Annotated in this window: 18 protein-coding genes; 16 read left to right on the top strand and 2 right to left on the bottom strand. The window is 71.5% G+C overall.

The genetic code is table 11. From position 1 onward, the window contains the following. Positions 1 to 89: 89 nt before the first annotated feature. Positions 90 to 1,463: an ABC transporter substrate-binding protein gene (locus tag FHU33_RS14095; protein ID WP_142025904.1), complete on the bottom strand. Its 1,374-nt coding sequence runs from the start codon at positions 1,461 to 1,463 to the stop codon at positions 90 to 92. Between the two features lie 294 nt (positions 1,464 to 1,757). On the opposite strand from FHU33_RS14095, the gene FHU33_RS14090 reads away from it, so the two are divergent. Both FHU33_RS14090 and FHU33_RS25020 read left to right on the top strand, forming a co-directional pair. Continuing rightward, complete coding sequence (locus FHU33_RS14090; RefSeq protein WP_142025903.1) at positions 1,758 to 2,870, top strand: ABC transporter ATP-binding protein; 1,113 nt, start codon at positions 1,758 to 1,760, stop codon at positions 2,868 to 2,870. Positions 2,871 to 2,922: 52 nt separating this feature from the next. After that, entirely contained in the window at positions 2,923 to 3,489 is a 567-nt protein-coding gene (locus tag FHU33_RS25020; protein ID WP_170182455.1) for a hypothetical protein, read from the top strand. 22 nt (positions 3,490 to 3,511) lie between these two features. On the opposite strand, the gene ileS is transcribed toward FHU33_RS25020, so the two are convergent. Then, positions 3,512 to 6,682 carry an isoleucine--tRNA ligase gene (ileS, locus tag FHU33_RS14080; RefSeq protein ID WP_211355131.1) on the bottom strand — a complete coding sequence of 1,057 codons (3,171 nt, stop codon included), beginning with the start codon at positions 6,680 to 6,682 and terminating at the stop codon, positions 3,512 to 3,514. Positions 6,683 to 6,789: 107 nt separating this feature from the next. Between ileS and FHU33_RS14075 the strand changes: the two genes are divergently transcribed. From FHU33_RS14075 to FHU33_RS14010, 14 genes are all read left to right on the top strand, one after another. Next, positions 6,790 to 8,301: a potassium/proton antiporter gene (locus FHU33_RS14075; protein ID WP_142025902.1), complete on the top strand. Its 1,512-nt coding sequence runs from the start codon at positions 6,790 to 6,792 to the stop codon at positions 8,299 to 8,301. Positions 8,302 to 8,421: 120 nt separating this feature from the next. Next, positions 8,422 to 9,699 carry a DUF4032 domain-containing protein gene (locus FHU33_RS14070; protein ID WP_246063616.1) on the top strand — a complete coding sequence of 426 codons (1,278 nt, stop codon included), beginning with the start codon at positions 8,422 to 8,424 and terminating at the stop codon, positions 9,697 to 9,699. A gap of 249 nt (positions 9,700 to 9,948) precedes the next feature. Then, a complete protein-coding gene (locus FHU33_RS14065) occupies positions 9,949 to 11,193 on the top strand; it encodes an extracellular solute-binding protein (RefSeq protein WP_142025901.1) in 1,245 nt (414 codons plus the stop codon). Next, positions 11,190 to 12,155, top strand: coding sequence for a carbohydrate ABC transporter permease (locus FHU33_RS14060; protein ID WP_142025900.1), 966 nt, complete (start codon positions 11,190 to 11,192; stop codon positions 12,153 to 12,155). The genes FHU33_RS14065 and FHU33_RS14060 overlap by 4 nt, the downstream gene beginning before the upstream one ends. Before the next feature lie 3 nt (positions 12,156 to 12,158). Next, on the top strand, positions 12,159 to 12,992 hold the full coding sequence (locus FHU33_RS14055; RefSeq protein ID WP_142025899.1) for a carbohydrate ABC transporter permease: 834 nt from the start codon (positions 12,159 to 12,161) through the stop codon (positions 12,990 to 12,992). Between the two features lie 64 nt (positions 12,993 to 13,056). Further along, positions 13,057 to 14,334, top strand: a complete 1,278-nt coding sequence (locus tag FHU33_RS14050) for an ABC transporter ATP-binding protein (RefSeq protein ID WP_142025898.1) — start codon at positions 13,057 to 13,059, stop codon at positions 14,332 to 14,334. Between the two features lie 98 nt (positions 14,335 to 14,432). Further along, positions 14,433 to 16,076 (top strand): glycoside hydrolase family 13 protein, encoded by a 1,644-nt coding sequence (locus FHU33_RS14045; RefSeq protein ID WP_142025897.1) that lies wholly within the window; start codon positions 14,433 to 14,435, stop codon positions 16,074 to 16,076. A gap of 40 nt (positions 16,077 to 16,116) precedes the next feature. Next, on the top strand, positions 16,117 to 16,689 hold the full coding sequence (gene lspA, locus FHU33_RS14040; RefSeq protein WP_142025896.1) for a signal peptidase II: 573 nt from the start codon (positions 16,117 to 16,119) through the stop codon (positions 16,687 to 16,689). A 37-nt stretch (positions 16,690 to 16,726) separates the two neighbouring features. Then, on the top strand, positions 16,727 to 17,674 hold the full coding sequence (locus FHU33_RS14035; protein WP_211355128.1) for an RluA family pseudouridine synthase: 948 nt from the start codon (positions 16,727 to 16,729) through the stop codon (positions 17,672 to 17,674). 7 nt (positions 17,675 to 17,681) lie between these two features. Continuing rightward, a complete protein-coding gene (locus FHU33_RS14030; protein WP_142025895.1) occupies positions 17,682 to 18,479 on the top strand; it encodes a CPBP family intramembrane glutamic endopeptidase in 798 nt (265 codons plus the stop codon). After that, positions 18,476 to 18,757 carry a hypothetical protein gene (locus FHU33_RS25015; RefSeq protein WP_170182454.1) on the top strand — a complete coding sequence of 94 codons (282 nt, stop codon included), beginning with the start codon at positions 18,476 to 18,478 and terminating at the stop codon, positions 18,755 to 18,757. The genes FHU33_RS14030 and FHU33_RS25015 overlap by 4 nt, the downstream gene beginning before the upstream one ends. Before the next feature lie 206 nt (positions 18,758 to 18,963). After that, the gene (dnaE, locus tag FHU33_RS14020) at positions 18,964 to 22,524 is read left to right on the top strand and encodes a DNA polymerase III subunit alpha (RefSeq protein ID WP_142025893.1); all 3,561 of its coding nucleotides are present in this window, start codon (positions 18,964 to 18,966) and stop codon (positions 22,522 to 22,524) included. A 100-nt stretch (positions 22,525 to 22,624) separates the two neighbouring features. Continuing rightward, a complete protein-coding gene (locus FHU33_RS14015; RefSeq protein ID WP_170182453.1) occupies positions 22,625 to 23,350 on the top strand; it encodes an LPXTG cell wall anchor domain-containing protein in 726 nt (241 codons plus the stop codon). A gap of 208 nt (positions 23,351 to 23,558) precedes the next feature. Beyond that, entirely contained in the window at positions 23,559 to 25,025 is a 1,467-nt protein-coding gene (locus tag FHU33_RS14010; protein ID WP_142025891.1) for a class I adenylate-forming enzyme family protein, read from the top strand. Positions 25,026 to 25,062 lie beyond the last annotated feature (37 nt).

Here is a 25,062-nt window from a genome sequence, read left to right as displayed (position 1 = left end):
GCTGCCCGTGCCGCGCCGCCGCCATACCCCGGCCGACCACGATGGGACGGGGCGGGCCCGTCAGCTGTCCGCTGACGGGCCCGCGTCGATCAGGACGCCGGCCAGGCGTTCTCGACCGCGGTGAGGACCTCCTCGGTCGGCTTGTCCGTGGCGATCCAGTCGGTCAGTCCCGTCCAGAGCGCACCGGCACCGACCTCACCGGGCATCAGGTCCGAGCCGTCGAAGCGGAACTCCGCCTCCGGGTCCTGGAACAGCTCGGCGGCGAGCTGGTCGATGGGGGAGGTGAGGTTCTCGACGTCCAGACCGGTGTTCGCGCTGACCCAGCCCGGGCCGGAGACCTGGGCCTTGATGTTGGCCCACTCCGGAGAGGACAGGTAGGTCTGGAACGCCTGGGTCGCCGGGTCGTCGTTGAAGGCCGCGGTGAACTCGCCGCCGCCGAGGACCGGAGCGGCGTCGCCCTCCATCGGCGGGAGCGGGAACGCGAAGACGTCACCGTCCTCGGCGACCTCGGTGCCCTCCGGCCAGTTGGCCTGGTAGAAGGATGCCTGCCGGTGCATCCAGCAGCTGCCGTCGAGGATGGGCAGACCGGCGTCGCCGAACTCGGTGGTGGCGATGGACTGCACCTCGCCGAGGCCGCCGTTGACGTAGTCGGGGTTCTTCAGGATGCCGCCGACGGTGTCGAGGGCCTCGACGATCTGCGGGTCGTCGAAGGGGATCTCGTGGTTGACCCACTGGTCGTAGACCTCGGGACCGGCCGTCCGCAGGACGACGTCCTCGAGCCAGTCGGTGGCCGGCCAGCCGGTGGCGTCACCGGAGGCGATGCCGGCGCACCACGGCTTGGCGCCGCTCTCGGCGATCTGGTCCGACAGCTCGATCATCTCGTCCCACGTCTGCGGGATCTCGTAGCCGGCCTCCTCGAACATCGACGGGGAGTACCAGACGAATGACTTGGCGTTGGCGCCCAGGGGAGCGGCGTAGAAGGTGTCGTCGACCGTGCCGTAGGCCTTCCAGCTCTCGTCCCAGTACTCGTCGACGTTCGCCGCGGCCTGCTCGGGAGCGGGGACCACCGCGCCGGTGTCGACGAGAGTCGCCAGCAGACCGGGCTGCGGGATGAAGGCGATGTCGGGGGCGTTGCCGCTCTGGACGCGCACGACCAGTTGCGCCTCGAACTCGCGGGAGCCCTCGTACTGCACGTCGACGCCGGTGCACTCCTCGAAGGGCACGTACGAGTCGATGTGCGGCTGGTCCTCAGGGTCGGTGATCGAGGTGTAGACGGTGACCGTCTCGCCCTCGAGGTCACCGAACTCCTCGTAGGGCGCGCAGTCGAGCTCGAACTCGGAGGCCTCGGCGGAGCCGCCGCCGGCGCTGCCGCCGTCCACTTCGTCGGCGCCACAGCTGGTGAGCAGCAGTGCCACACCCAGGCCGCCGGCCAGGACCGACGAGCGCCGGCCTCTCGCGCGCATGTTCATGTGTTCCCTCTCAGACGTCCGCGGCTGCCTCGCCGCACTGCGTGGCTCCACACGGGCGCCCCCGGCCGGGCCGGCCGGGGTGCCTGCCCGCGGACCATAACGTCGGGAAGGCGGGGGTCACGGTTCGGTTCGACAACCGTTATGAAGGCGTCATCCCTTCGTGAACGGGCAGGTCACGGCTGGATCACGGTTGTCGCCCGGGAGGTGTCCGGCCACCGCCGGACCCTGGTTGCGGGCACCCCCGCGTGCCAGAGTGGGCCGATCGTCCACCGGCGCAGGAAGGGACCCATGGCCGCCATCACCTACGACCGCGCCACGCTCGTGTACCCGGGCGCGACCCGCCCGTCGGTCGACGCGCTCGACCTCCAGATCGCCGACGGGGAGTTCCTCGTCCTGGTCGGCCCGTCGGGCTGCGGCAAGTCCACCTCGCTGCGGATGCTCGCCGGCCTGGAGGAGGTCACGGACGGGACGATCCGCATCGGCGACCGGGACGTGACGCACGTGCCGCCCAAGGACCGGGACATCGCGATGGTGTTCCAGAACTACGCGCTGTACCCGCACATGACGGTGGCGGACAACATGGCGTTCGCGCTCAAGATCGCCGGCATGCCCAAGGAGGAGCGGCTGGTGCGCGTCCGGGAGGCGGCGCGCCTGCTGGACCTGGAGCAGTACCTCGACCGCAAACCGAAGGCGCTCTCGGGCGGGCAGCGGCAGCGCGTGGCCATGGGCCGGGCCATCGTGCGTCAGCCGCAGGTCTTCCTCATGGACGAACCGCTGTCCAACCTCGATGCCAAGCTGCGCGTGCAGACCCGCACCGAGATCGCCGGGCTGCAACGCCGGCTCGGGACGACGACCGTGTACGTCACCCACGACCAGGTCGAGGCCATGACCATGGGTGACCGCGTGGCGGTGCTCAAGGACGGCGTCCTCCAGCAGGTCGACACCCCGCGCAACCTGTACGACCACCCCGCCAACGAGTTCGTGGCCGGTTTCATCGGCTCCCCGGCGATGAACCTGGTGTCCGTGCCGCTGTCCGAGGGCGGGGCGATGCTCGGTGGCCACCCCGTGCCGCTGGCGCGCTCGGCCGCCGCCACCCTCGCCACCGAGGGCAGCCGCACGGCGACGCTCGGGTTCCGGCCCGAGGCGGTCGAGTTCGTGGGCGCGGGGGAGGGGTTCCCGGTCGAGGTCCTGGTCGTGGAGGAACTCGGCTCGGACGCCTTCGCGTACGGCCGGTTGCACGGCGAGTCCTCGCAGGACGGCGAGGACATGCTCCTCGTCCTGCGGGCCGACGCCCGCCGTCCGCCGGCCAAGGGCGAGACGGTGCACGTGGCCATCCGCCCCGGTGAGGCGCACGTCTTCTCGTCCCAGACAGGGTTGCGGGTCGCCCAGGTCGACCGGTGAGGGCCGTGCCCGCCGCCGGCCGCCGCGGGGCCCCGGAGCCTGGGGATCGCCCGTGATCGCGGCGGCCGCACTCCTCGTCCTCCTGGGCCTCGGGCTGTTCGTCGGAGGCATCCTCACCGGGCTGACCGCCTACTACTGGGCCTGCGTCGGGGCGTGCCTGGTGGCCGCGGTGCTGCTCGTCGTCGTGTGGCGCCGGCTGCGCACCGGGTCCGCCGGGGCCGCGACAGCATCGGAGGGCGCGCCCACGGTCCGCGCATCGACCGACCCGGTGACGGCGGTGGCCCCCGCTGCCGCGGGCAGCGCGAGCCAGGAGGAGGTGGCCGACGCCCCGGCCGGCGGAACCTCCGCGGAGCGCACCACCCCGGCTCCTCCGGAGGACCTCGGCGACCCGCCGGTGGAGGAGGTGGAGGTCACCGACCTGCTGCTGGTGGTCGACCTCACCGACGAGGTGCTGGTCGTCGACGAGCACCCCCGGTACCACCTCACCGGGTGCGCGTACCTGGGTGGTCGCACCGCCATCCCGCTGCCGCTCGACGAGGCGCGCGCCGACGGCTTCACCCCCTGCGCCGTCTGCGCCCCGGACCGCACGCTGGCCCAGCGCGCCCGCGACCGGAGGTAGCCGGACCGAGCCGGGCCGGGGCCTATGCGGCGCGGGCCACCCAGAATCGCAGCCCCTCGGGCCCCTCGAAGCCGGCTCCCTGCCCCGCGGTGCCGGCGTGCACTGTGGTGGCCAGCACCTCACCGGCAACCTGCTCGGCGTGCTCGGTGAGCGCCTCGGCCACCGCGCCGTTCCCGGCCCACCACAGCTCGATCCGGTCGCTGACCTCCAGGCCGCTGGTCTTGCGTGCCTCCTGGATCAGGCGGACCACCTCGCGAACCAGACCGGCCCGCTCCAGCTCCGGCGTGAGCGCGAGGTCCAGCGCGACGGTCAGGCCGCTCCCGCTGGCCACCGTCCAGCCCTCGCGCGGCGTCTCGGTGACGATCAGGTCGCCGTCCTCCAGGCCCACCTGTGCCCCGTCCACCTCGACGGTGGCCGTGCCGGCGCGGTAGGCGGCGGTGAGTTGGACGGCATCGGCGGCGGCCACGGCCTTCGCCACCGCCTGGACCTGCTTGCCCAGGCGACGGCCGACGGCCCGGAAGTCGACCTTCAGGCTCACGTCGACCAGGTCGCCCTCGGCGACCGACAGCTCGGCGACGTCGAGGACGTTGAGCTCGTCGGCCACTTCGGCCACCAGGTCGCGCGGCAGCGACGCCCAGCCGGGAGCGGCGACGACGGCGCGGCCCAGGGGCTGACGGGTGCGCACCTTGGCGGACGTGCGGGCCGACCGGCCCAGCTCCACGAGGCGACGCACGAGGTCGACCTGCGCCACCAGCGCGTCGTCACGGGCGTCCTCGTCGACAGCCGGCCAGGAGGCCAGGTGCACGGAGTCCGGGGCGTCGTCCCGAAGGCCCGGGAGGACCGCACGGGTCCAGACCTCCTCGGTGACGAACGGCGTGAACGGCGCCATGAGCCGGGTCAGGCCGTCGAGCACCTCGTGCAGCGTGGCGAGCGCGGCGGGGTCGCCGTCCCAGAAGCGTCGCCGGGAACGCCGCACGTACCAGTTGGAGAGGTCGTCGACGAACTCCGCGATGAGCCGGCCGGCGCCCTGGGTGTCGAAGTCCTCCAGCGCCGCGGTGACCCCGTCGGTGACGGCGGCCAGCTCGGCCAGCGCCCACCGGTCCAGCAGCGGCCGCTCCGCCCGCGCCGGCGCCGGCGAGGTGGTGGGGTCCCAGCCGTTGGCCTCGGCGTAGAGGGTGAAGAAGCTGGCGGTGTTCCAGTAGGTGAGCAGCACCTTGCGGACGACCTCGGACAGCGTCTCGTGCCCGACGCGGCGGGCCGACCACGGCGAGCCGCCGGCCAGCATGAACCAGCGGACGGCGTCGGCGCCGTGCCGGTCCATCAGCGGGATCGGCTCGAGGATGTTGCCCAGGTGCTTGCTCATCTTGCGGCCGTCCTCGGCGAGGATGTGGCCCAGCACCAGCACGTTCTCGTAGGAGCTCTTCTCGAACACCAGCGTGCCGATGGCCATCAGGGTGTAGAACCAGCCGCGGGTCTGGTCGATGGCCTCGGCGATGAACTGCGCCGGGTAGGACGCCTCGAACTCCGCCTCGTTCCGGTGCGGGGCGCCCCACTGCGCGAACGGCATCGAGCCCGAGTCGTACCAGGCGTCGATGACCTGGCGGACCCGCCGGAAGGTGCCCTCCTCGCCGGGCAGGGTGAACGTCACGTCGTCGATGAACGGCCGGTGCGGGTCCAGGTCGGACAGGTCGCGTCCGGTCAGCTCCGACAGCTCGGCCAGCGAGCCGACGGCGACCAGGCGGCTCGGGTCGGCGTCGTTGCGCCAGATCGGCAGCGGCGTGCCCCAGTACCGGTCGCGGGACAGCGCCCAGTCGACGTTGTTGTTCAGCCAGTCGCCGTAGCGGCCGGTCTTGATGCTGTCGGGGTACCAGTTCGTCTGCTCGTTCTCGGCGAGCAGCTGGTCCTTGATCTGGCTGGTCCGGATGTACCAGGACGGCTGGGCGTAGTACATGAGCGGCGTGTGGCACCGCCAGCAGTGCGGGTAGCTGTGCTCGTAGCGCAGCTCCCGGAAGAGGACGCCGCGGTTCTGCAGGTCCTCCACCAGCGCGGCGTCCGCGGCCTTGAAGAAGTGGCCGCCGACCAGCGGGACCTCGGGCAGGAAGTGCCCGGTCGGGTCGATCGGGTTGACCACGGGCAGGCCGTAGCCACGGCACACCGCGAGGTCCTCGGCGCCGAACGCGGGGGACTGGTGGACCAGCCCGGTGCCGTCCTCGGTCGTCACGTAGTCGGCCAGCACCACGTAGTGGGTCGGCACGTCGGTCGGGAACTCGACCAGCTCGAACGGCCGCTGGTAGCTCACCCGCTCCCAGTCGCGGCCGGTGGTCCGTGCAAGTACTTCGATGCCATGGCCCTCGGCGTCGTCGCCGAGGACGGCGGTCACCAGCGGCTCGGCGACCACGAAGGTGCCGGCGTCCGTGCGTACGACGACGTAGGTGACGTCGGGGTGCACCGCGACGGCGGTGTTGGACGGCAGGGTCCACGGCGTCGTCGTCCAGATCAGCAGGTCGGCCTTGCCGGCCCATTCCCCGCTGGTGACCGGCAGGCGGACGTAGACCGAGGGGTCGGTGAGCGTCTCGTAGCCCTGGGCGACCTCGTGGTCGGACAGCCCGGTTCCGCAGCGCGGGCAGTACGGCGCGACGCGGTGGTCCTCGACCAGCAGGCCCTTCTGGAAGATCTGCTTGAGCGACCACCAGACGCTCTCGATGTAGGCCGGGTCCATCGTCCAGTAGGCCGTGGACATGTCGACCCAGTAGCCCATGCGGCGGGTGAGCTCGGAGAACGAGTCGACGTGCCGCTCGACCGACTCGCGGCAGCGCGCGTTGAACTCGGCGATGCCGTAGCGCTCGATGTCGGGCTTGCCGGCGAAGCCGAGCTCCTGCTCGACCGCGATCTCCACCGGCAGGCCGTGGCAGTCCCAGCCGGCCCGGCGGGGCACGTGCCAGCCCTGCATGGTCTTGAACCGCGGGAAGACGTCCTTGAACGCGCGCGCCTCGATGTGGTGGGTGCCCGGCCTGCCGTTGGCCGTCGGCGGGCCCTCGTAGAAGTTCCACTGCGGCCGGCCGGCCGACGCATCCAGGGAGCGGGCGAAGACCTTGCCGTCCTCCCAGCGCCGCAGGATCTGCTGCTCCATGGCCGGCAGGTCGACCTGTGGGGGCAGCGCGGCGAACGGACCGGCGGGGGAGGGAGAACTCACGCCCCCATTCTCCCCGACCCGCCAAACGGGTTGCGGGGCGCATCCTGGATCTGCGGCGGCGGCGGTGGTGCGGGCGTACGGGAGACTGCCCCCATGGACGGCGCCCGGTGAACACCACGGTCACCGTCGCCCTGGCGATCGGCGGCGTCGTCGTGCTCGTGGCCGCGGTCGCCCTGCGACTGGCCGACCGGCTGGGTCTGCCCAGCCTGCTGATCTACCTCGGCATCGGCCTGGCGATCGGCGAGGCGGGGCTCGGGGTGCAGTTCGAGGACGCCGAGCTGACCCAGAACCTCGGCGTTGCGGCACTGGTGATCATCCTCGCGGAGGGCGGTCTGACCACCCGGTGGTCCGACGTGCGCCGGGCCATCGGGCCGGGCCTGACGCTGGCCACCGTCGGGGTGGCCGTGAGCGTCGGCATCACCGCGGCGATCACCGTCTGGCTGCTCGGCGCCACCTGGGGCTTCGCCCTGCTGCTGGCCGCCGTGATCGGGTCCACCGACGCGGCCGCGGTGTTCGCGGCGCTGCGCCGGCTACCCCTGCCGCGCAGGCTCGCCGCCGCGATCGAGGCCGAGAGCGGGCTCAACGACGCCCCGGCGATCCTGCTCGTCACCACGCTGGCCGCCTACCTGACCGACTCCGATGCCGCGGCCTGGTGGCTGGTCGTCCTGCAGGTCGTCGGACAGCTGGTCGGGGGAGCGGTGTTCGGCATCGCGATCGGCCTGGCCGGCGCGGAGCTCCTGCGGCGGGTGGCTCTGCCCCTGGCCGGCTTCTACCCGCTGGCCATGCTCGCGCTGTGCGTGCTCGCCTTCTCCGTCGCCACCCTGGCGGCCACGTCGGGCATCGTGGCGGTCTACCTGGCCGGCGTGGTGCTCGGCAACGCCGCCCTCCCGCACCGCTCGGCCAGCATCGGCTTCGCGGAGGGCATGGCGTCACTGGCCCAGATCGGCCTCTTCGTGCTCCTGGGCCTCCTGGCATCGCCGTCCCGGCTGCTCGACGCCCTCGGGCCCGCCCTGGTGGTCGGCGGGGCGCTGCTGCTGGTCGCCCGGCCGATCTCGGTCGTGGTGAGCCTGGCCTTCTTCCGCTGGCCCGGGGCCCAGCAGGCCTTCGTGTCCTGGGCGGGGCTGCGGGGCGCCGTCCCCATCGTCCTGGCGACCTTCCCCCTCACCGCGGGGGTTCCCGGCGCGGAGAACATCTTCGACACCGTGTTCGTCCTGGTCGTCGTCTTCACCCTGGTGCAGGGGTGGTCGCTGCCATGGGTCGCCCGGCGACTCCGGATCGCCGCGCCGGTCACCCCCCGCGACGTCGACGTCGAGTCGGCGCCGCTCGAGCAGCTCGATGCCGACCTGATGCAGCTGACCGTGCCACCCGGCTCCCGGCTGCACGGCGTGTACCTCCCCGAGCTGCGGCTGCCCGAGGACGCCGCGGTGGTGCTGATCGTGCGCGAGGGCCGCGCGTTCGTCCCCGACGACACGACCAGGCTGATGCGGGGCGACCAGGCGCTGCTGGTGTCGGCCAGACGCTCGAGGCCGGAGGCGGAGCGGCGGCTGCGGGCCGTCAGCCGCGCCGGGCGACTGGCCAGCTGGCGGGGCGAGGACGGGCGGGCCACCGACCTGGACTGAAGAAGGACCACCCTTCCCCCGACGTCTCGCACGCCCGGCGCGGGACCCTGGAGGGCGGCCGCTCCAGTACGTCACCTGGCTCGCGGCGGGTCCCTGCAGGAGGGCCGCTGCCGTGGCATCGTGAGCTCGACAGCACCGTTCACGGGTGGGAGCGCGGACATGCGGTTCCTGTTCCGGCCACCCGCTGCCGAGGCGACGGGACTGCTGAGCCTGCCCTGGGACCGGCCGCTGGCCGAGTGGGACCCGAGCCGGCTGCTGGAGGTGCCGCAGCGGGGCATCTCGCGGCACGTCGTCCGTTTCGTCGCCACCGGGGGACGCGTCTTCGCGCTGAAGGAGATCAACGAGCGCCTCGCCCGCCACGAGTACGCCCTGCTGACCCGGTTCGAGGAGGAGGGGCTGCCGACGGTCTCCGTCCTGGGGATCTGCGTCGACCGGTCGGAGGACCAGGAGGCCATCCTGGTCACCCGCTACCTCGAGTACTCGATGTCCTACCGCTGGCTGTTCTCCAGCCCCCGGGCCGAGCACTCGGCCGAGCAGCTCCTCGACACGATGGTGGAGCTGCTCGTCCGGCTCCACCTGGCCGGGATCTTCTGGGGTGACTGCTCGCTGTCCAACACCCTGTTCCGGCCCGACGCCGGGGCGCTCGCGGCCTACCTGGTGGACGCCGAGACCGTCGAGCGCCACCCGTCGCTGTCGCCTGGGCAGCGCGCCTACGACGTGGACCTCGCCCGGGAGCGGGTGGGAGCGGAGCTGCTCGACCTGCAGTACGGCGGGCTGCTTCCCGAGAGCATCGACCCCGTCGACGTGGCCGCCGGGCTGCCCCCGCGCTACGAGGCGCTGTGGGAGGAGGTGACCGCCGAGCAGGTGTTCGGGGTCGACGAGCAGCAGTGGCGGATCACCGAGCGGCTGCGGCGGCTCAACGACCTGGGGTTCGACGTGGGCGAGGTCGAGCTGATCACCTCGCCGGAGGGCGCGAAGCTGCGCGTGGAGACGCGGGTCGCCGAGCCCGGTCAGCACCGCCGGGAACTGCTGCGGCTCACCGGCCTGGAGGTGCAGGAGCGCCAGGCCCGCCGGCTCCTCAACGACATCGTGGCCTTCCGCGCCCATCTGGAGCAGAAGGTGGGGCACCCGGTGTCGGAGTCGTTCGCCGCCCACCGCTGGCTGGCCGAGGTGTACCAGCCGGTGGTGGCCGCGATCCCGCGCGAGCTCGCCGGCCGGCTGGCACCCGCCGAGGTCTTCCACGAGGTGCTCGAGCACCGGTGGTTCCTGTCGGAGAAGGCCCGGCGCGACGTCGGAACCGCGGAGGCGACCAAGTCCTACGTCGCCCACGTGCTGCCGCAGACCCCCAAGGAGATCACCACGCCGTCGGTGCGGGCCGAGCTGCGGCCCGACGCGTGAGGTCCGCCGTTCCGCATGACGAGACGGTCACGATCGCCGCACCGCAACGGTTCGAATTGACACTCCATGTGACCTGCACCACGCTCCGAAGACCGCGGTGACCACCTGTCGCTGTCGCGCCAACGGAGGCGATGACGAATGCCGAAAGCTGCTGGCCAGGGACGACCCAGAGAGAGATCGGCCGTTCCGCGGGGCGCCCGAGGGAGGCTGCCCCGGCGACGAGGGGTCGCGGGTGCGGCCGCCGCGCTGATGGCCGCCGGAACCCTGGCTGCCTGCGGCAGCGACGACGGCGGCGCGCAAACGCTCACCTGGTACATCAATCCGGATGCCGGTGGTCAGGCCGAGATCGCCAGCCGGTGCACCGAGGAGGCCGGTGGGGCGTACCGCATCGAGACCGCGCAACTGCCGCGCGAGTCCTCCCAGCAGCGTGAGCAGCTGATCCGGCGGCTCGCCGCCGAGGACTCCTCGATCGACCTCATCAGCCTCGACCCGCCCTACATCCCCGAGTTCGCCGAGGCGGGCTTCCTGGCGCCGGTCCCGGAGGACGTCGCCGAGCGGGTGACCGAGGACGTCGTGCAGAGCGCCATCGACGGCTCGACGTGGAACGACGAGATCGTCGCCATCCCGTTCTGGGCCAACACGCAACTGCTCTGGTACAAGCAATCGGTCGCCGAGGCGGCCGGACTCGACATGGAGGAGCCGGTCACCTGGCAACAGCTGGTCGAGGCGGCCGAGGCCCAGGACACCCAGATCGCGGCGCAGGGCATCCGGGCCGAAGCCCTGACCGTCTGGGTCAACGCCCTCATCGAGTCCGCCGGCGGCTCGATCATCGAGGAGACCGCGGAGGATCCGGGAGACATCGAGCTCGGGCTCACCTCGGACGCCGCTGTCGAGGCCGCCGAGGTGATGCAGAACGTCAGCACCGTCGGAGGGCCGGCGTTCTCCACCGCCGGTGAGGACGCGAACGTCACCGACTTCGAGGACGGCGACGCCGCGTTCATGGTGAACTGGCCGTTCGTCTGGGGGCGGGCCCTCGGTGCGGTCGAGGCCGGCACGCTGGACGCGAGCGTGCCCGAGGACTACGGCTGGGCGCTCTACCCCCGGACCGTCGAGGGCGAGCCGAGCGCGCCGCCCTACGGCGGGATCAACCTCGGCATCGGGGCTTTCAGCGAGAACGTCGACGCCGCCTTCGAGGCGGCGGAGTGCATCGTCTCCGAGGAGAACCAGGCCTACTACTTCATCAGCAACGGCAACCCCGCCAGCAAGGCCTCGGTCTACGACGATCCCGAGGTGCTGGAGGTGTTCCCCCAGGCCCCCCTCATCCGGGAGTCGCTGGAGATGGCGGCGCCACGGCCGCAGACCGTCTACTACAGCGAGGTGTCCGGAGCGCTGCAGCGCGTCTACCACCCCGCGTCGTCGGTGGAACCAGGAGAGACGGGCGAAGAGGCGAGCGAGCTCATCCTCGCCGTCCTGCGAGGGGAGGAACTGCTGTGAGTACGACGACGCTCCCACCCGGTGAGAAGACCCAGCCGAAGTCGGCGCCCAAGAAGAAGGCCGGGATCAGCGACAGGTCCCGCAGCGAACGGAAACTCGGCTGGATGCTGGCCGGTCCTGCGTTCTTCGTGATGCTGGCGGTGACCGCATACCCCATCCTGCAGGCGGTCTACGAGTCGCTGTTCTCCTACCGGCTGACCGACCCCGCGAACCGGGAGTTCATCGGGCTGACGAACTACTGGGTGATCCTGAGCGACGGCCTCTGGTGGCAGGCCATCTGGGTCACCGTCCTCATCACCGTGGTGACGGTGGCGGTGGAGCTCGTGCTGGGCTTCGGCCTCGCCATGGTGATGGCCAAGGCGCTCAGCTCCATCCGGCCCGTCGTGCGGGCGGCAATCCTCATCCCGTACGCGGTCATCACGGTGGTGTCGGCCTTCGCCTGGCAGTTCGCGTTCGACATCAACACCGGGTTCGTCAACTCCTGGTTCACCTGGATACCCGGGGTGTCGGCCGACACCGACTGGTTCGGTGACTGGGGGACCTCGATCCTGGTCATCTGCCTGGCCGAGATCTGGAAGACGACACCGTTCATCTCGCTGCTGCTCCTGGCCGGCCTGGCCCAGGTGCCCGAGGTGCTGCAGGAGGCCGCGCAGGTAGACGGCGCCACCTGGTGGCAGCGCTTGTGGCGGGTCACGATCCCGAACATGAAGGCGGCGATCATGGTCGCCCTGCTGTTCCGCACGCTCGACGCTTTCCGGGTGTTCGACAGCATCTTCATCATGACCGGCGGCGCGAACGGCACGGAATCGGTGTCGTTCCTTGCCTACCGACAAACCATCGCCCGATTGGAGATCGGGCTGGGATCGGCAGTCTCCGTCCTGCTGTTCATCGCCGTGGTGCTGATCGCGTTCAGCTTCATCAAGGCGTTCAAGGTCGACCTGTCTTCGGCGCGGGGGGAGTGACCGATGTCCACTCGGAAGAAGGTCATGTGGTGGGTCGGCGGCGCGATCATCGTCCTCTACGCGCTGTTCCCGATCGCCTGGATCATCTCGATCTCGCTCAAGGCGCCGTCGGACATCGCCAACGGCCAGTTCGCGCCCACGAATGTGTCGTGGGACAACTACTCCACGATCCTCACCGGGAACGCCAGTGAACTGTTCCTGCCGGCGCTGCGGAACTCGTTCGGGATCTGCCTGATCGCCACGGCGATCTCGTGTCTGCTCGCGATGTTCGCCGCGTACGCCATCGCCCGGCTGGACTTCCCCGGCAAGCGGCTGATCCTGTCGACGGCGCTCGCGGTGGCGATCTTCCCGGTCATCTCGATCGTGACGCCGCTGTTCAACGTCTGGCGCCAGATCGGGCTGTACGACACCTGGCCGGGGCTCATCCTCCCGTACCTGTCGCTGACCCTTCCCATCTCCATCTGGACCATGTCGGCGTTCTTCCGCGAGATCCCGTGGGAGATGGAGCAGGCCGCCCAGGTCGACGGCGCCACGACCTGGCAGGCGTTCCGCAGGGTGATCGTCCCGCTCGCCGCCCCGGGTGTGTTCACCACGGCGATCATCGCGTTCTTCATCGCCTGGAACGACTTCGTCTACGGCATCGTGCTGACCTCCACCGAAGCGGCGCGACCGGTGCCCGCGGCGCTGGGCCTCTTCAGCGGCGCCTCACAGTTCGAGGACCCGACCGGGGCGATCGCGGCGGCCGCGGTGATCGTCACGATCCCGGTCGTCGTCCTGGTCCTGCTCTTCCAGCGTCGCATCGTCGCCGGCCTGACCAACGGCGCGGTCAAGGGCTGACCGGCATGAACCGACCCCCGATCCCGAACTCCCGAACCACATCCCACCGAGGGGACGAGCACTGATGGCCTCCATCGAGATGAAGAACATCGTCAAGCAGTACGGCGACGGTTTCCCGGCGGTCAACGACGTCAGCCTGGACATCGCCGACGGGGAGTTCATGATCCTCGTCGGCCCGTCCGGCTGCGGCAAATCCACACTGCTCCGGATGATCGTCGGCCTGGAGGACATCACCAGCGGCGACATGGTCATCGGCGGCAAGCGGGTCAACGACCTGGCTCCGCGTGACCGGAACCTGTCGATGGTGTTCCAGAACTACGCGCTCTACCCGCACATGACGGTCTACGAGAACATCGCTTTCCCGCTCCGGCTGTCGAAGACCCCGGACGACGAGGTGCGCCGCCGCGTCACCGAAGCCTCCGACGTCCTCGAACTCAAGGATCACCTCGAGCGCAAGCCGGCCAACCTCTCCGGTGGTCAGCGTCAGCGCGTCGCCATGGGCCGCGCGATCGTCCGGCAGGCCGAGGCGTTCCTGTTCGACGAGCCGCTGTCCAACCTCGATGCCAAGCTCCGCGGGCAGATGCGCACCGAGATCTCCCGGCTGCAGCGCCGCCTGGGCATCACCACCGTCTATGTCACCCACGACCAGACCGAGGCCATGACCCTGGGCGACCGGGTCTGCGTGCTGCGGAAGGGCAAGATCCAGCAGGTCGCCTCCCCGCGCGAGCTCTACGAGCAGCCGGTCAACCTGTTCGTCGCCGGGTTCATCGGCTCCCCGCCGATGAACTTCCTGCCCGCCACCCCGGAGGGCAGCCGGCTCAGGACGCCGTTCGGCGACATCGAACTCGACGAGAAGCGTGCGGCGGCCGTCACCGGCCGCGACCTGCTGCTGGTCGGCATCCGGCCGGAGTACTTCGAGGACGCCTCCCTCGTGGACGACGCCAAGCGGCCGCTCGGCTCGATCTTCCGGGCCCGCGTCGACGTCACCGAGTGGCTCGGTGACTCCCAGTACGCCTACATCCCGTACGAAGCCCCCGAGGCGATCCAGGCCCAGCTGCGCGACCTGTCCCGCGAGCTGGACGCGGAGGAGCTGCGGACGCAGGCGATCGTGTCCATCGACGCGACCAGCCGTATCCGCGAGGGCCGCGAGGCGGAGTTCTGGCTCGACAGCCGGAAGGTGCACGTGTTCGACCCGGAATCGGGGGAGAACCTCACCCGTGACGCCGAGGCCGGTGCCGAGCTCACCCGGCTGGCGACCCAGGACCGCGTCGAGCAGCTCGAGGACTCTCAGGCGCAGACGGTCGACGCGCAGAGGGGCGGGGCCACGGCGACATCGGCCTGACACATGGAGTACCGCCCTTCCCCCACGCCTCCAGGCACTGCGCGGGATCCGCAAGGGGCGGCCGATCCAGCACGTCACCAGGCTCGGGGATGGCATCGATGGGATCGGACGCGTGGTGGCGGGAGGCCGTCGTCTACGAGGTGTACCTCCGGAGCTTCGCCGACTCCGACGGGGACGGGACCGGGGATCTGGGCGGCCTCCGGCGACGGCTGCCGTACCTGGCCGACCTGGGCGTCGACGCCGTCTGGGTGACGCCCTGGTATCCGTCACCGATGGCCGACGGCGGCTACGACGTCGCCGACTACTGCGACATCGACCCGCGCTTCGGCTCCCTCGCGGACGCCGATGCCCTGCTCGGTGAGGCGCACGCGCTCGGACTGCGGCTGATCATCGACCTGGTCGCCAACCACACCTCGGAGCAGCACCCGTGGTTCATCGCCGCGCTCGCAGCCGGACCGGGCTCGCCTGAACGCGCGCGGTACTTCTTCCGCGACGGACGGGCCGGCGGCGGCGAACCACCCAACGACTGGATCAGCGCCTTCGGGGGGCCGGCCTGGACGCGGGTCCGCGAGCCGGACGGGCGCCCGGGGCAGTGGTACCTGCACCTGTTCGCCCCGCAGCAGCCCGACCTCGACTGGGAGCATCCGGGCGTGCGGGAGGACTTCGACGACATCCTCCGGTTCTGGTTCGACCGCGGGGTCGACGGGATCCGGGTGGATGCGGCTCCCGCCATGGCCAAGGTGGCCGGGCTTCCCGACGCCGGGCACGGGCCCGGGGCGGCGTTCGAGTCACGTAGCTGGGTGGGCAACCCGCACTGGGACGTCGACGAGGTGCACGACATCCTCCGGCGCTGGCGGCGCATCGGGGACTCCTATCCGGGCGGCCGGTTCTTCGTGACCGAGGCCGTGGTGAACGGTCCGGAGCGGCTGAGCCGCTACGTGCGCCCGGACGAGATGCACACCAGTTTCAACTTCGACTACTTGACGGCGCCCTGGGAGGCCGGTGCCCTGCGGCAGGTGATCGACGGCACCCTGGCCGCGCTGGAACCCGTCGGTGCGCCGGCGACCTGGGTGCTGTCCAGCCATGACGAGACCCGGCACGTCACCCGCTTCGGGCGCGCGTACACGGGAGCGGCTTTCGGGGGCGCGCCCCTTCCCGCGTCGTCCAGCGACCTCACCCTGGGGCGCCGCCGCGCCCGGGCGGCCGCCCTGCTCTCCCTCGCGCTGCCGGGCTCCGCCTACGTCTACCAGGGGGAGGAACTCGGTCTGCCGGAGGTCGAGGACCTGCCGGAGTCCGCGCTCCAGGACCCGACCTGGGAGCGCTCCGGCCACACCGTCCGCGGTCGGGACGGCTGTCGGGTGCCGTTGCCCTGGGAGGGCGACCGGCCGCCGTTCGGTTTCACGGCGGACGACGCCGAGCCCTGGCTGCCGCAGCCGGCGGACTGGGCGGCGTCTACCGTGGCCGCCCAGCGCTCGGACCCGGGGTCGATGCTCGCCCTGTACCGCACGGCGCTGCGCCTGCGGCGCGGCCTGGGGGGAACGGGCATGACCTGGCGGAGCACGGAGCCCGACGTCCTCGCCTTCGACCGGGGCACGTCGTTCCGCTGCGTCGTGAACCTCTCTGCCGAGCCGCTGGCCCTGACCGGACCGGGTCGGGTCGTCCTGTCCAGCGCCCCGTGCACCGAGGGCCTGCCCGCAGACGCGGCCGTCTGGCTGGCACTCGACGACTCCCCGGGCCGGTGACGCGGTCGCCCCGGCACACCGCGCGGCTATCGTCGTCGGGGTGAGCGAGCAGCCCGATCCGGCGGACGGCCCGGAGTCCACCCCTGGGCGCCGGCCGCGGACGCGGCTGCTGCTCGCCCTCGCCGCAGGGATCCTGGCGGCCGACCTGATCACCAAGCTGATCGTCGTGGCGACGATCGAGCCGGGTGAGGACATCCGGGTGCTCGGGGGAGCGCTGTACCTGACCAACCTGCGCAACACCGGGGCGGCCTTCTCCTTCGCCGAGGGCTTCACCGTCGTGTTCTCCCTCGTCGCCGTGGCCGTCGCCGTCGTGATCGTGCGGACGGCGCGGCGGCTGTTCTCCACCGCGTGGGCCGTGACGCTCGGGTTGGTCCTCGGTGGCGCCCTGGGCAACCTGGTCGACCGCATCTTCCGGGACCCGGGCTTCCTGCGCGGCGGAGTGGTCGACTTCCTCTCGGTGTTCGCGCCCGACGGGAGCGTCTGGCCGGTGTTCAACGTCGCCGACTCCGCGATCGTCTGCGGCGGGATCCTCGGGGTCGTCCTCGCGTTGCGCGGCATCGAGTTCGACGGTTCGCGGGGGAAGGACGAGGCGGCGGCCCCCGACGTCGCCTGAGCCACCTTCAGAGGTTCGCCGGGCTGCGCACGTCACAATGGGATCCGTGATCTCCTCTCCCGGCATGCACCGTGCGCTCCCGGTGCCCGACGGGCTGGAGGGCCAGCGGGTCGACCAGGCGCTGTCCCGGCTCTTCGGCCTCTCCCGGTCCGTGGCGGCCGACGTCGCCGACGCCGGGAACGTGGTCGTCGACGGGCGCGTACGGGGCAAGGGCGACCGGCTCACCGGTGGCAGCTGGCTGGAGGTCGAGCTGCCTCCGCCGCCGGGGGAGCCCGCGGCGCCCCGGCCGGTCGTCGGGATGACGATCCTGCACGACGACGACGACATGGTCGTGGTCGACAAGCCCGTGGGCGTGGCTGCGCACCCGAGCCCGGGCTGGGACGGTCCCACGGTCATCGGCGGCCTGGCCGCGGCCGGCTACCGGATCTCCACGTCGGGCGCGGCGGAGCGGCAGGGCGTCGTGCACCGGCTGGACGCGGCGACGACCGGCGTGATGGTGGTCGCGAAGAGCGAGCGCGCCTACACCGCGCTCAAGGCGGCGTTCAAGGAGCGCACCGTCGAGAAGGGCTACCACGCCCTCGTGCAGGGCCACCCCGATCCGTCGCGGGGGACGATCGACGCGCCCATCGACCGCCACCCCCGGCACGACTGGCGGTTCGCGGTGGTCCAGGGAGGCCGCCCCTCGGTCACCCACTACGAGGTGATGGAGGCGTTCCCGGCAGCGAGCCTGGTCGACATCCGGCTGGAGACCGGGCGCACCCACCAGATCCGGGTGCACTTCTCCGCGCTGCGCCATCCCTGCGTGGGCGACACGACCTACGGCGCCGACCCGACCCTCGCGGCCCGCCTCGGCGTGGCGCGGCAGTGGCTGCACGCCGTCCGGCTCGGCCTCCCGCACCCCGCCGACGGCCGCTGGGTGGAGTTCACCAGCGAGTACCCCGACGACCTCGCCGGCGCGCTGGCCCTCCTGCGCGCGGAGACCTGAGTCCGGCGTGAGCGACCTGCCGGGCTCCCTCGCCGACTTCGGGCCCGCAGCGTTCGCGGCGGTCGTGGTCGCGGGCTACCTGGTGGTGGGCGAACCGATGGTGGGGCACGTCCTGCACCGCCGGTTCGAGGGTCGGCTGCGCACCGATCCCGGCGCCCGCCGCTCCTTCTACGGCCGCCTGCTCGTGCTGGAGTGGGGCCTGGCGCTGCTCGCGCTGGTGGTCTTCCTCTCGGCCCCGGGCGTGGACGCCGGCCAGGTCGGGCTCCGCTGGCCGCAGCAGTGGCCCGGCCCGCTGACCGGCCTGGTCATCGTGCTCGTGCTCCTCTTCGTCGCCGTCTCGACCCGGGCACTGCGCGGCGGGGCGCTGCTCGAGGCGGCGGAGCCGGTGCGCCGTCGGGGTCACTCCCCGCCCGCCCAGGGGCGGCATGCCGAGCCCCCCGGTGCCGCCACGCTCGCGCTCCTGCCGCGCACGGCCGGTGAGCGACGGCTGTTCACCCTGGTCGGCGTGACCGCCGGGGTCTGCGAGGAGTGGTTGTACCGGGGGTTCTTCCTCGCGGTGGTCGCCGCCCTGGCCGGCGGGCTGCCGACGGGGGTCCTGGTCGTCGTCGCGGGCGTGGCGTTCGGCCTCGCCCACGCCTACCAGGGCAGGGTCGGCGTCGTCACCACCGGAGTCCTGGGCGGGGTCATGGCCGCGGTGTACCTGCAGACCGGCTCGCTGCTGCTGCCCGTCCTCCTGCACGCCCTCATCGACCTGCGCTTCCTCCTCGTGCCGGCGCGGGTGCTGCCCGCCGGGAGGACGGCGTGAGCGAGGGCCGTGGGGCGGGGCCGGCCATGACCGCGGTCGTGATGACACCGGCCGACGGGCCGGACGCCGCCGCTCTGCGCACCCGGGTCTTCGTCGACAGCGGAGCGTGCCGCCGGAGATCGAGGAGCACGCCGCCGGCTCGATCGCGGTGCACGCGCTCGGCGGCGACGCGACGGGGCGGTGACTACGAGGAGGCGGGCATCGTCCACGTCACCATGCCGCTGCCGCTGCCGCTGCCGCTGCCGCTGCCGCTGCCGCTGCCGCTGCCGCTGCGGTAGCCGGGGCGGGTGTGACGGATCGGTCCGCCTGTGAGGAGACACGTCCTGTCAGACCCTCGGAGTAGACCTCCGGGAGTGCGAGGATCGACGTACCGGCCCCCGCACCACCGAACGCAGGCACCCGCAACCACCGGTCTCCCCACCGGTCGCCTGCCGGAGCACCTCCCCGGCGGGCACGCACGACCACTGAGGAGTAGCGCCGCACCGTGAGCAGCACGTCCGACTCGTTCGCGCACCTGCATGTACATACCGAGTACTCGATGCTGGACGGCGCGGCCAAGCTGCCCGAGGTCACCGCCGCCGCAGCCGCCCAGGGCATGCCCGCCCTGGCCATGACCGACCACGGCAACGTCTTCGGCGCCTACGACTTCTACAAGCAGGCGACAGGCGCCGGGGTGAAGCCGATCATCGGCATGGAGGGCTACTACACGCCCGGGTCGCGCTTCGACCGCGCGCCGTTCGACTTCGGCGACAACCTCATCGACGAGGAGGGCGACGGCGGGTCCAACCGCGGCAAGGCCGCGTACACGCACATGACCCTGCTGGCCCGGACGACGGAGGGGATGCACAACCTGTTCCGCATCTCCTCGCTGGCCAGCCTCGAGGGCCAGTACCGCAAGCCGCGCTTCGACCGCGACCTGCTGGAGCGCTACGGCAAGGGCCTGATCGCCACCACCGGCTGCCCGTCGGGTGAGGTGAACATGTGGCTGCGCGCCGGCAAGGAGGACCGCGCGCGGCAGGCGGCGGCCGACTTCCAGGACATCTTCGGGCGGGAGAACTTCTACGCCGAGCTCATGGACCACGGCCTGTCCATCGAGAAGAAGACCCGGCCCGCGCTGCTGGCGATCGCGAAGGACCTCGGCATCCCGCTACTGGCCACCAACGACCTGCACTACACGCACAAGGAGGACGCCGCCGCCCACGACGCCCTGCTGTGCATCCAGACGGGGTCGCGCCTCAACGAGACCAACCGCTTCCGCTTCAACGGCGACGGCTACTACCTCAAGAGCGCCGCCGAGATGCGCGCGCTCTTCCCCGGCGACCTCCAGGTCGCCTGCGACAACACGCTGCTGGTCGCCGAGCAGTGCGAGGTGACGTTCACCGAGGGCGCCGACCTGATGCCGCGCTTCCCCTTGCCGCCGGGGGAGGACGAGACCTCCTGGTTCGTCAAGGAGGTCGAGCGCGGGCTGCACAAGCGGTGGCCGAGCGGCATCCCCGACCACGTGCGCAAGCAGGCCGACTACGAGACCGCGATCATCTGCCAGATGGGCTTCCCGGGGTACTTCCTCGTGGTCGCCGACTTCATCAACTGGGCCAAGGACAACGGCATCCGGGTGGGTCCGGGCCGTGGCTCGGCCGCCGGGTCGCTGGCTGCCTACGCGATGGGCATCACCGACCTTGACCCGCTGTCCCACGGCCTGATCTTCGAGCGGTTCCTCAACCCCGAGCGCGTCTCCATGCCCGACGTCGACATCGACTTCGACGACCGCCGCCGCGGCGAGGTCATCCGCTACGTGTCGGAGAAGTACGGCGAGGAGCGGGTCAGCCAGATCGTCACCTACGGCACGATCAAGGCCAAGGCCGCGATCAAGGACGCCGCCCGGGTGCTCGACCGCCCCTACTCGGTCGGTGACGAGCTGACCAAGCTCATGCCCCCGGGCGTGATGGGCAAGGACATCCCGCTGTCGGGCATCTTCGACCCGGCCCACCCGCGCTACAAGGAGGCCTCGGAGTTCCGGGCCCGGTACGAGGCCGATCCGGGCGCGGCCGAGGTCGTCGACCAGGCCCGCAAGCTCGAGGGCCTGAAGCGGCAGTGGGGCGTGCACGCCGCCGGCGTCATCATCGGCCGGCACCCACTGATCGACAGCATCCCGATCATGCGCCGCGAGGCCGACGGCGCGGTCATCACGCAGTTCGACTACCCGACCTGCGAGACGCTCGGGCTGCTCAAGATGGACTTCCTGGGGCTGCGCAACCTCACGGTCATCGACGACGCGCTGCGCAACATCGTCATCAACGGCAAGGAGGCCATCGACCTCGACGAGCTCAGCAAGGACCTCACCGACAAGGCCACCTACCAGCTGCTGGGCCGGGGGGACACGCTCGGCGTCTTCCAGTTCGACGGTGGCCCGATGCGTTCGCTGCTGCGGCTGATGCGGCCGGACAACTTCGAGGACATCTCGGCCGTGGGCGCGCTCTACCGCCCCGGCCCGATGGGCGCGAACTCGCACACCAACTACGCGCTGCGCAAGAACGGCCAGCAGGAGATCACCCCGATCCACCCGGAGCTCGCCGAGCCGCTCGAGGAGATCCTCGGCCAGACCTACGGCCTGATCGTCTACCAGGAGCAGGTCATGGCGATCGCGCAGAAGGTCGCCGGGTACTCGCTCGGCAAGGCCGACCTGCTGCGCCGTGCGATGGGCAAGAAGAAGAAGTCGGTCCTGGACGCGGAGTTCGTCGGCTTCGAGGCCGGAATGAAGGCCAACGGGTTCTCCGCCGCTGCCATCAAGACGCTGTGGGACATCCTCGTCCCCTTCGCCGACTACGCGTTCAACAAGGCGCACTCCGCGGCCTACGGGCTGATCTCGTACTGGACGGCCTACCTCAAGGCGAACTACCCGGCCGAGTACATGGCCGGCCTGCTCACCAGCGTGGGCGACGACAAGGATCGCCGGCCGATCTATCTGGCCGAGTGCCGCCGGATGGGCATCAAGGTCCTCCCGCCCGACGTCAACGAGTCGTCCTGGGACTTCACCGCCGTCGGCACCGACATCCGCTTCGGCATGGCTTCCGTGCGCAACGTCGGGCACAACGTCGTCGACTCGATCGTCCGGGCCCGCGAGGAGAAGGGCGCCTTCAAGGACTTCGCCGACTTCATGCGCAAGATCGACACGGTGGCCTGCAACAAGAAGGTGATCGAGTCCCTGGCCAAGGCCGGCGCATTCGACTCGCTGGGCCACTCGCGGCAGGGCATCGCCGCGGTTCACGTCCAGGCCGTCGACTCGGCCATGGCGCTCAAGCGCAAGGAGGCGGAGGGCCAGTTCGACCTGTTCGGCAGCTTCGGCGCCGGCGCGGGGGAGGACGATCCGTTCAGCGGGGCGCTGGACATCGTCATCCCCACGGCCGACTGGTCGAAGGCCGAGCGCCTGGTCTACGAGCGCGACATGCTGGGCCTCTACGTCTCCGACCACCCCCTGCACGGCGTGGAGCACGTGCTCGCGGCGAACGCCGACACCCCCATCGCCGAGATCAACGCCGGCGGCGTCGAGGACGGCGCGAACGTGACCATCGCCGGCATCCTCACCTCCGTCTCCCCGCGGACGAACAAGCAGGGCGCGCCGTGGGCGATCGCCACGCTCGAGGACCTCGAGTCCGGCATCGAGGTGCTGTTCTTCCCCAAGACGTGGGCCGAGGTCTCGGAGAAGGTCGTCCGCGACCAGATCATCGTGGTCAAGGGGCGGATCAGCCGGCGCGACGACCAGCCGTCGCTGTTCGGCTCCGAGGTGACCATTCCCGAGCTCACCGAGGGGCCGCGCGGACCGGTGCTGGTGTCGATGGCGGCGGCGCGCTGCACGCCGCCGGTCGTGGAGCGGCTGCGCGAGGTGCTCGGCAGCCATCCCGGCACCACCGAGGTGCAGCTCAAGCTCGTCAACGGCAGCCGGGAGACGGTGCTCCGCCTCGACCAGGGGCTGCGGGTGCGCCCGAGCACGGCGCTCATGGGCGACATCAAGGCACTGCTGGGCCCGACCAGCGTGGCGCTGCTGTGACGGGGGTCCGCTGACCACGGAACCGGGCCCGCCGGCGGAACCGTCCCGGTCGTCGGACCGCGATCCGGCAGCTGCCAGGAAGCCGTTGTTCACTGGAGCGGTGACCTACCCCGCACCCACCACCGACGCGGTGGCAGCCCACGGCCTTCCGAACGGCGCCTTGGGACCCGCGGCCCCCGAGGGCCGTGGCACGACACGTTCCGTGGCGTCGGCCTACTGGCGGGGCCGGGCGGAGGTGCGGGCCGACTCGCGCAGCTCGGCCGGGATCGTGCTGGCGCTGGCGCTGGCCGGAATTCCCACCGGCCTGCTGTGGTGGTGGCTCGCCCCGCGGGCCGACTTCCGCGTCACCGAGGCCGGTCCGGTGCCGATCGGAAACCCCTCACCGGAGCTCCTGGCCGCCGACGACGCCGTCCTCGCGTTGATCCTGGCCGGCGTCGGCCTGCTCGCCGGGAGCGCGGCCTGGCTCCTCCGCCGGCGTCGCGGCGTGGCCACGGTGCTCGCGCTGGCGGTGGGTGCCTGCCTCACGGGGGTCGTCGCCTGGCAGACCGGCGAGCTCCTCGGGGGAGGCCCCTCCGAGGCGGAGCTCACCGACATCGGCGCCCGTGTGACCACCTCCCTCACCCTGGGATCGCTGCCGGCGCTGGCGCTGACCCCGTTCACCGCGCTCCTGGCCTACGTCGCCGCCGTCCTCTACGCGCTCGACGACGGCCTCGGCCGGACCGAGTCCGACGCCGGCGGACGGGCGGCTTCGGCCGGCGGCGGAGCACTTCTTCCGGACGAACGACCGTTGGTCGACGCCCCTCCGCCGGCATCCCCCTCCACCTGACCCGACCGCCGGACGCTCGGGTCGCCGGTACGTCGGTACCGGTGTGGAGCGACCGGTCACCGGCTCAGATGTGCACGGCGCACAAGTCCGCACACCAAGTTGGTGTCTGACGGACGTGGGCCGACCGCACCCGCCTCCCTAGTGTCGTGCATCACAGGGCCCGGTGGTGCGGGTCACAGTGCACGAGCACCGAAGGAGTCGGCGGCGCATGAGCTTCGGTTACCTGCCCTGGGAGCGGCTCCGTTCCTCTGCGGGCAAGCCATGCGTCCGGGACGACAGCGTGGAGCTGAACTACGCCGAGTTCGATGCCCGGATCGCGGCGTTCGCCGGCCAGCTGGCTGACCTTGGGTTCGGTCGTGGCGACGTGCTCGCCGTCATGCTCCCCAACCGGGTCGAGCTGCTCGTAGCGCTGTTCGCCGCGTGGCGGCTCGGCGGCGCGGCCACCCCGGTCAACCCTGTGTTCACCCGGAGCGAGGCCGAGCACCAGATCGCGGACTCCGGGGCCCTCGTCGTGGTGAACCTGGGGCCGGAGGCGCCCACCGGTGGACGGCCGGCAGTCCATGTGCGGGACATGCGGGTCGCCGCCGGAGGCGCACCGCTCCGGCCGGTCGCCCTGCGGCCTGACGACCTGGCGCTGCTGATCTACACCAGCGGGTCCACCGGACGGCCCAAGGGCGTGATGCTCGACCACGGCAACGCCGAGGCGATGTCGAGCATCATGGCGGACCACTTCTCCCTGACCGAGCAGGACCACTGCCTGCTGGTACTGCCCCTGTTCCACGTCAACGCGATCATGGTCAGTGCGCTGGCGAGCTTCCGGTCGGGTGGACAGCTGAGCATCGTCGGCAGCTTCTCCGCCAGCCGGTTCTTCGACCAGATCGAGCGGTTGCGTCCGACGTACTTCTCCGCGGTGCCGACGATCTACGCGCTGCTGGCCTCGCTGCCCGACGACGTCCGACCCGACACCTCGTCGCTGCGATTCGTGGTCTGCGGCGCCGCCCCGGTGTCGGCCGAGCTGCTCGACCGCTGCGAGCAGCGGTTCGGGTTCACGATGGTGGAGGGCTACGGCCTGACCGAGGGCACCTGCGCGTCGGCATGCAACCCCGTCGACGGCATCCGCAAGCTCGGCACGGTGGGGCCCGCCCTGCCGGGGCAGCGCATCGCCATCCGGGCCGAGGACGGGTCCCTCGCGCCGACGGGAGAGCCGGGCGAGGTCGTGATCTCCGGACCCACGGTCATGCGGGGCTACCTGAACCTGCCGGAGGCGACCGCGGCCACCGTCGTCGGCGGGTGGCTGCACACCGGGGACGTCGGTCGCCTCGACGAGGACGGATACCTCACCCTCGTCGACCGGGTGAAGGACATGATCATCCGCGGCGGCGAGAACATCTATCCGAAGGAGATCGAGGCGGTGCTCCACGGCCTGCCCGAGGTGCTGGAAGCCGCCGTCGTCGGGCGACCGGACGCGGTCCTCGGCGAGGCCCCGATCGCCTACGTCAGCCTCTACCCCGGCTCCGCGCTCACCGAGGACGACCTCCTCGATCACTGCCGGCGTCACCTCACGAGGGTGAAGGTCCCCGAGACCGTGGACGTCGTCAGCGCGCTACCGAAGAACCCCGTCGGCAAGATCGACAAGCCGGCACTCCGTCGTTCGCTGCAACCGCAGACGGCCTGACCGCACCTCCACTCCGCCCCGTCCACTGCACGAGCAC

The organism is Blastococcus colisei (assembly GCF_006717095.1).
In the GTDB taxonomy this organism is placed as follows: Bacteria; Actinomycetota; Actinomycetes; order Mycobacteriales; family Geodermatophilaceae; genus Blastococcus_B; species Blastococcus_B colisei.
The sequence above is the reverse complement of the archived record's forward strand: the minus strand, read 5'-3'. Positions and strand labels throughout refer to the sequence as shown.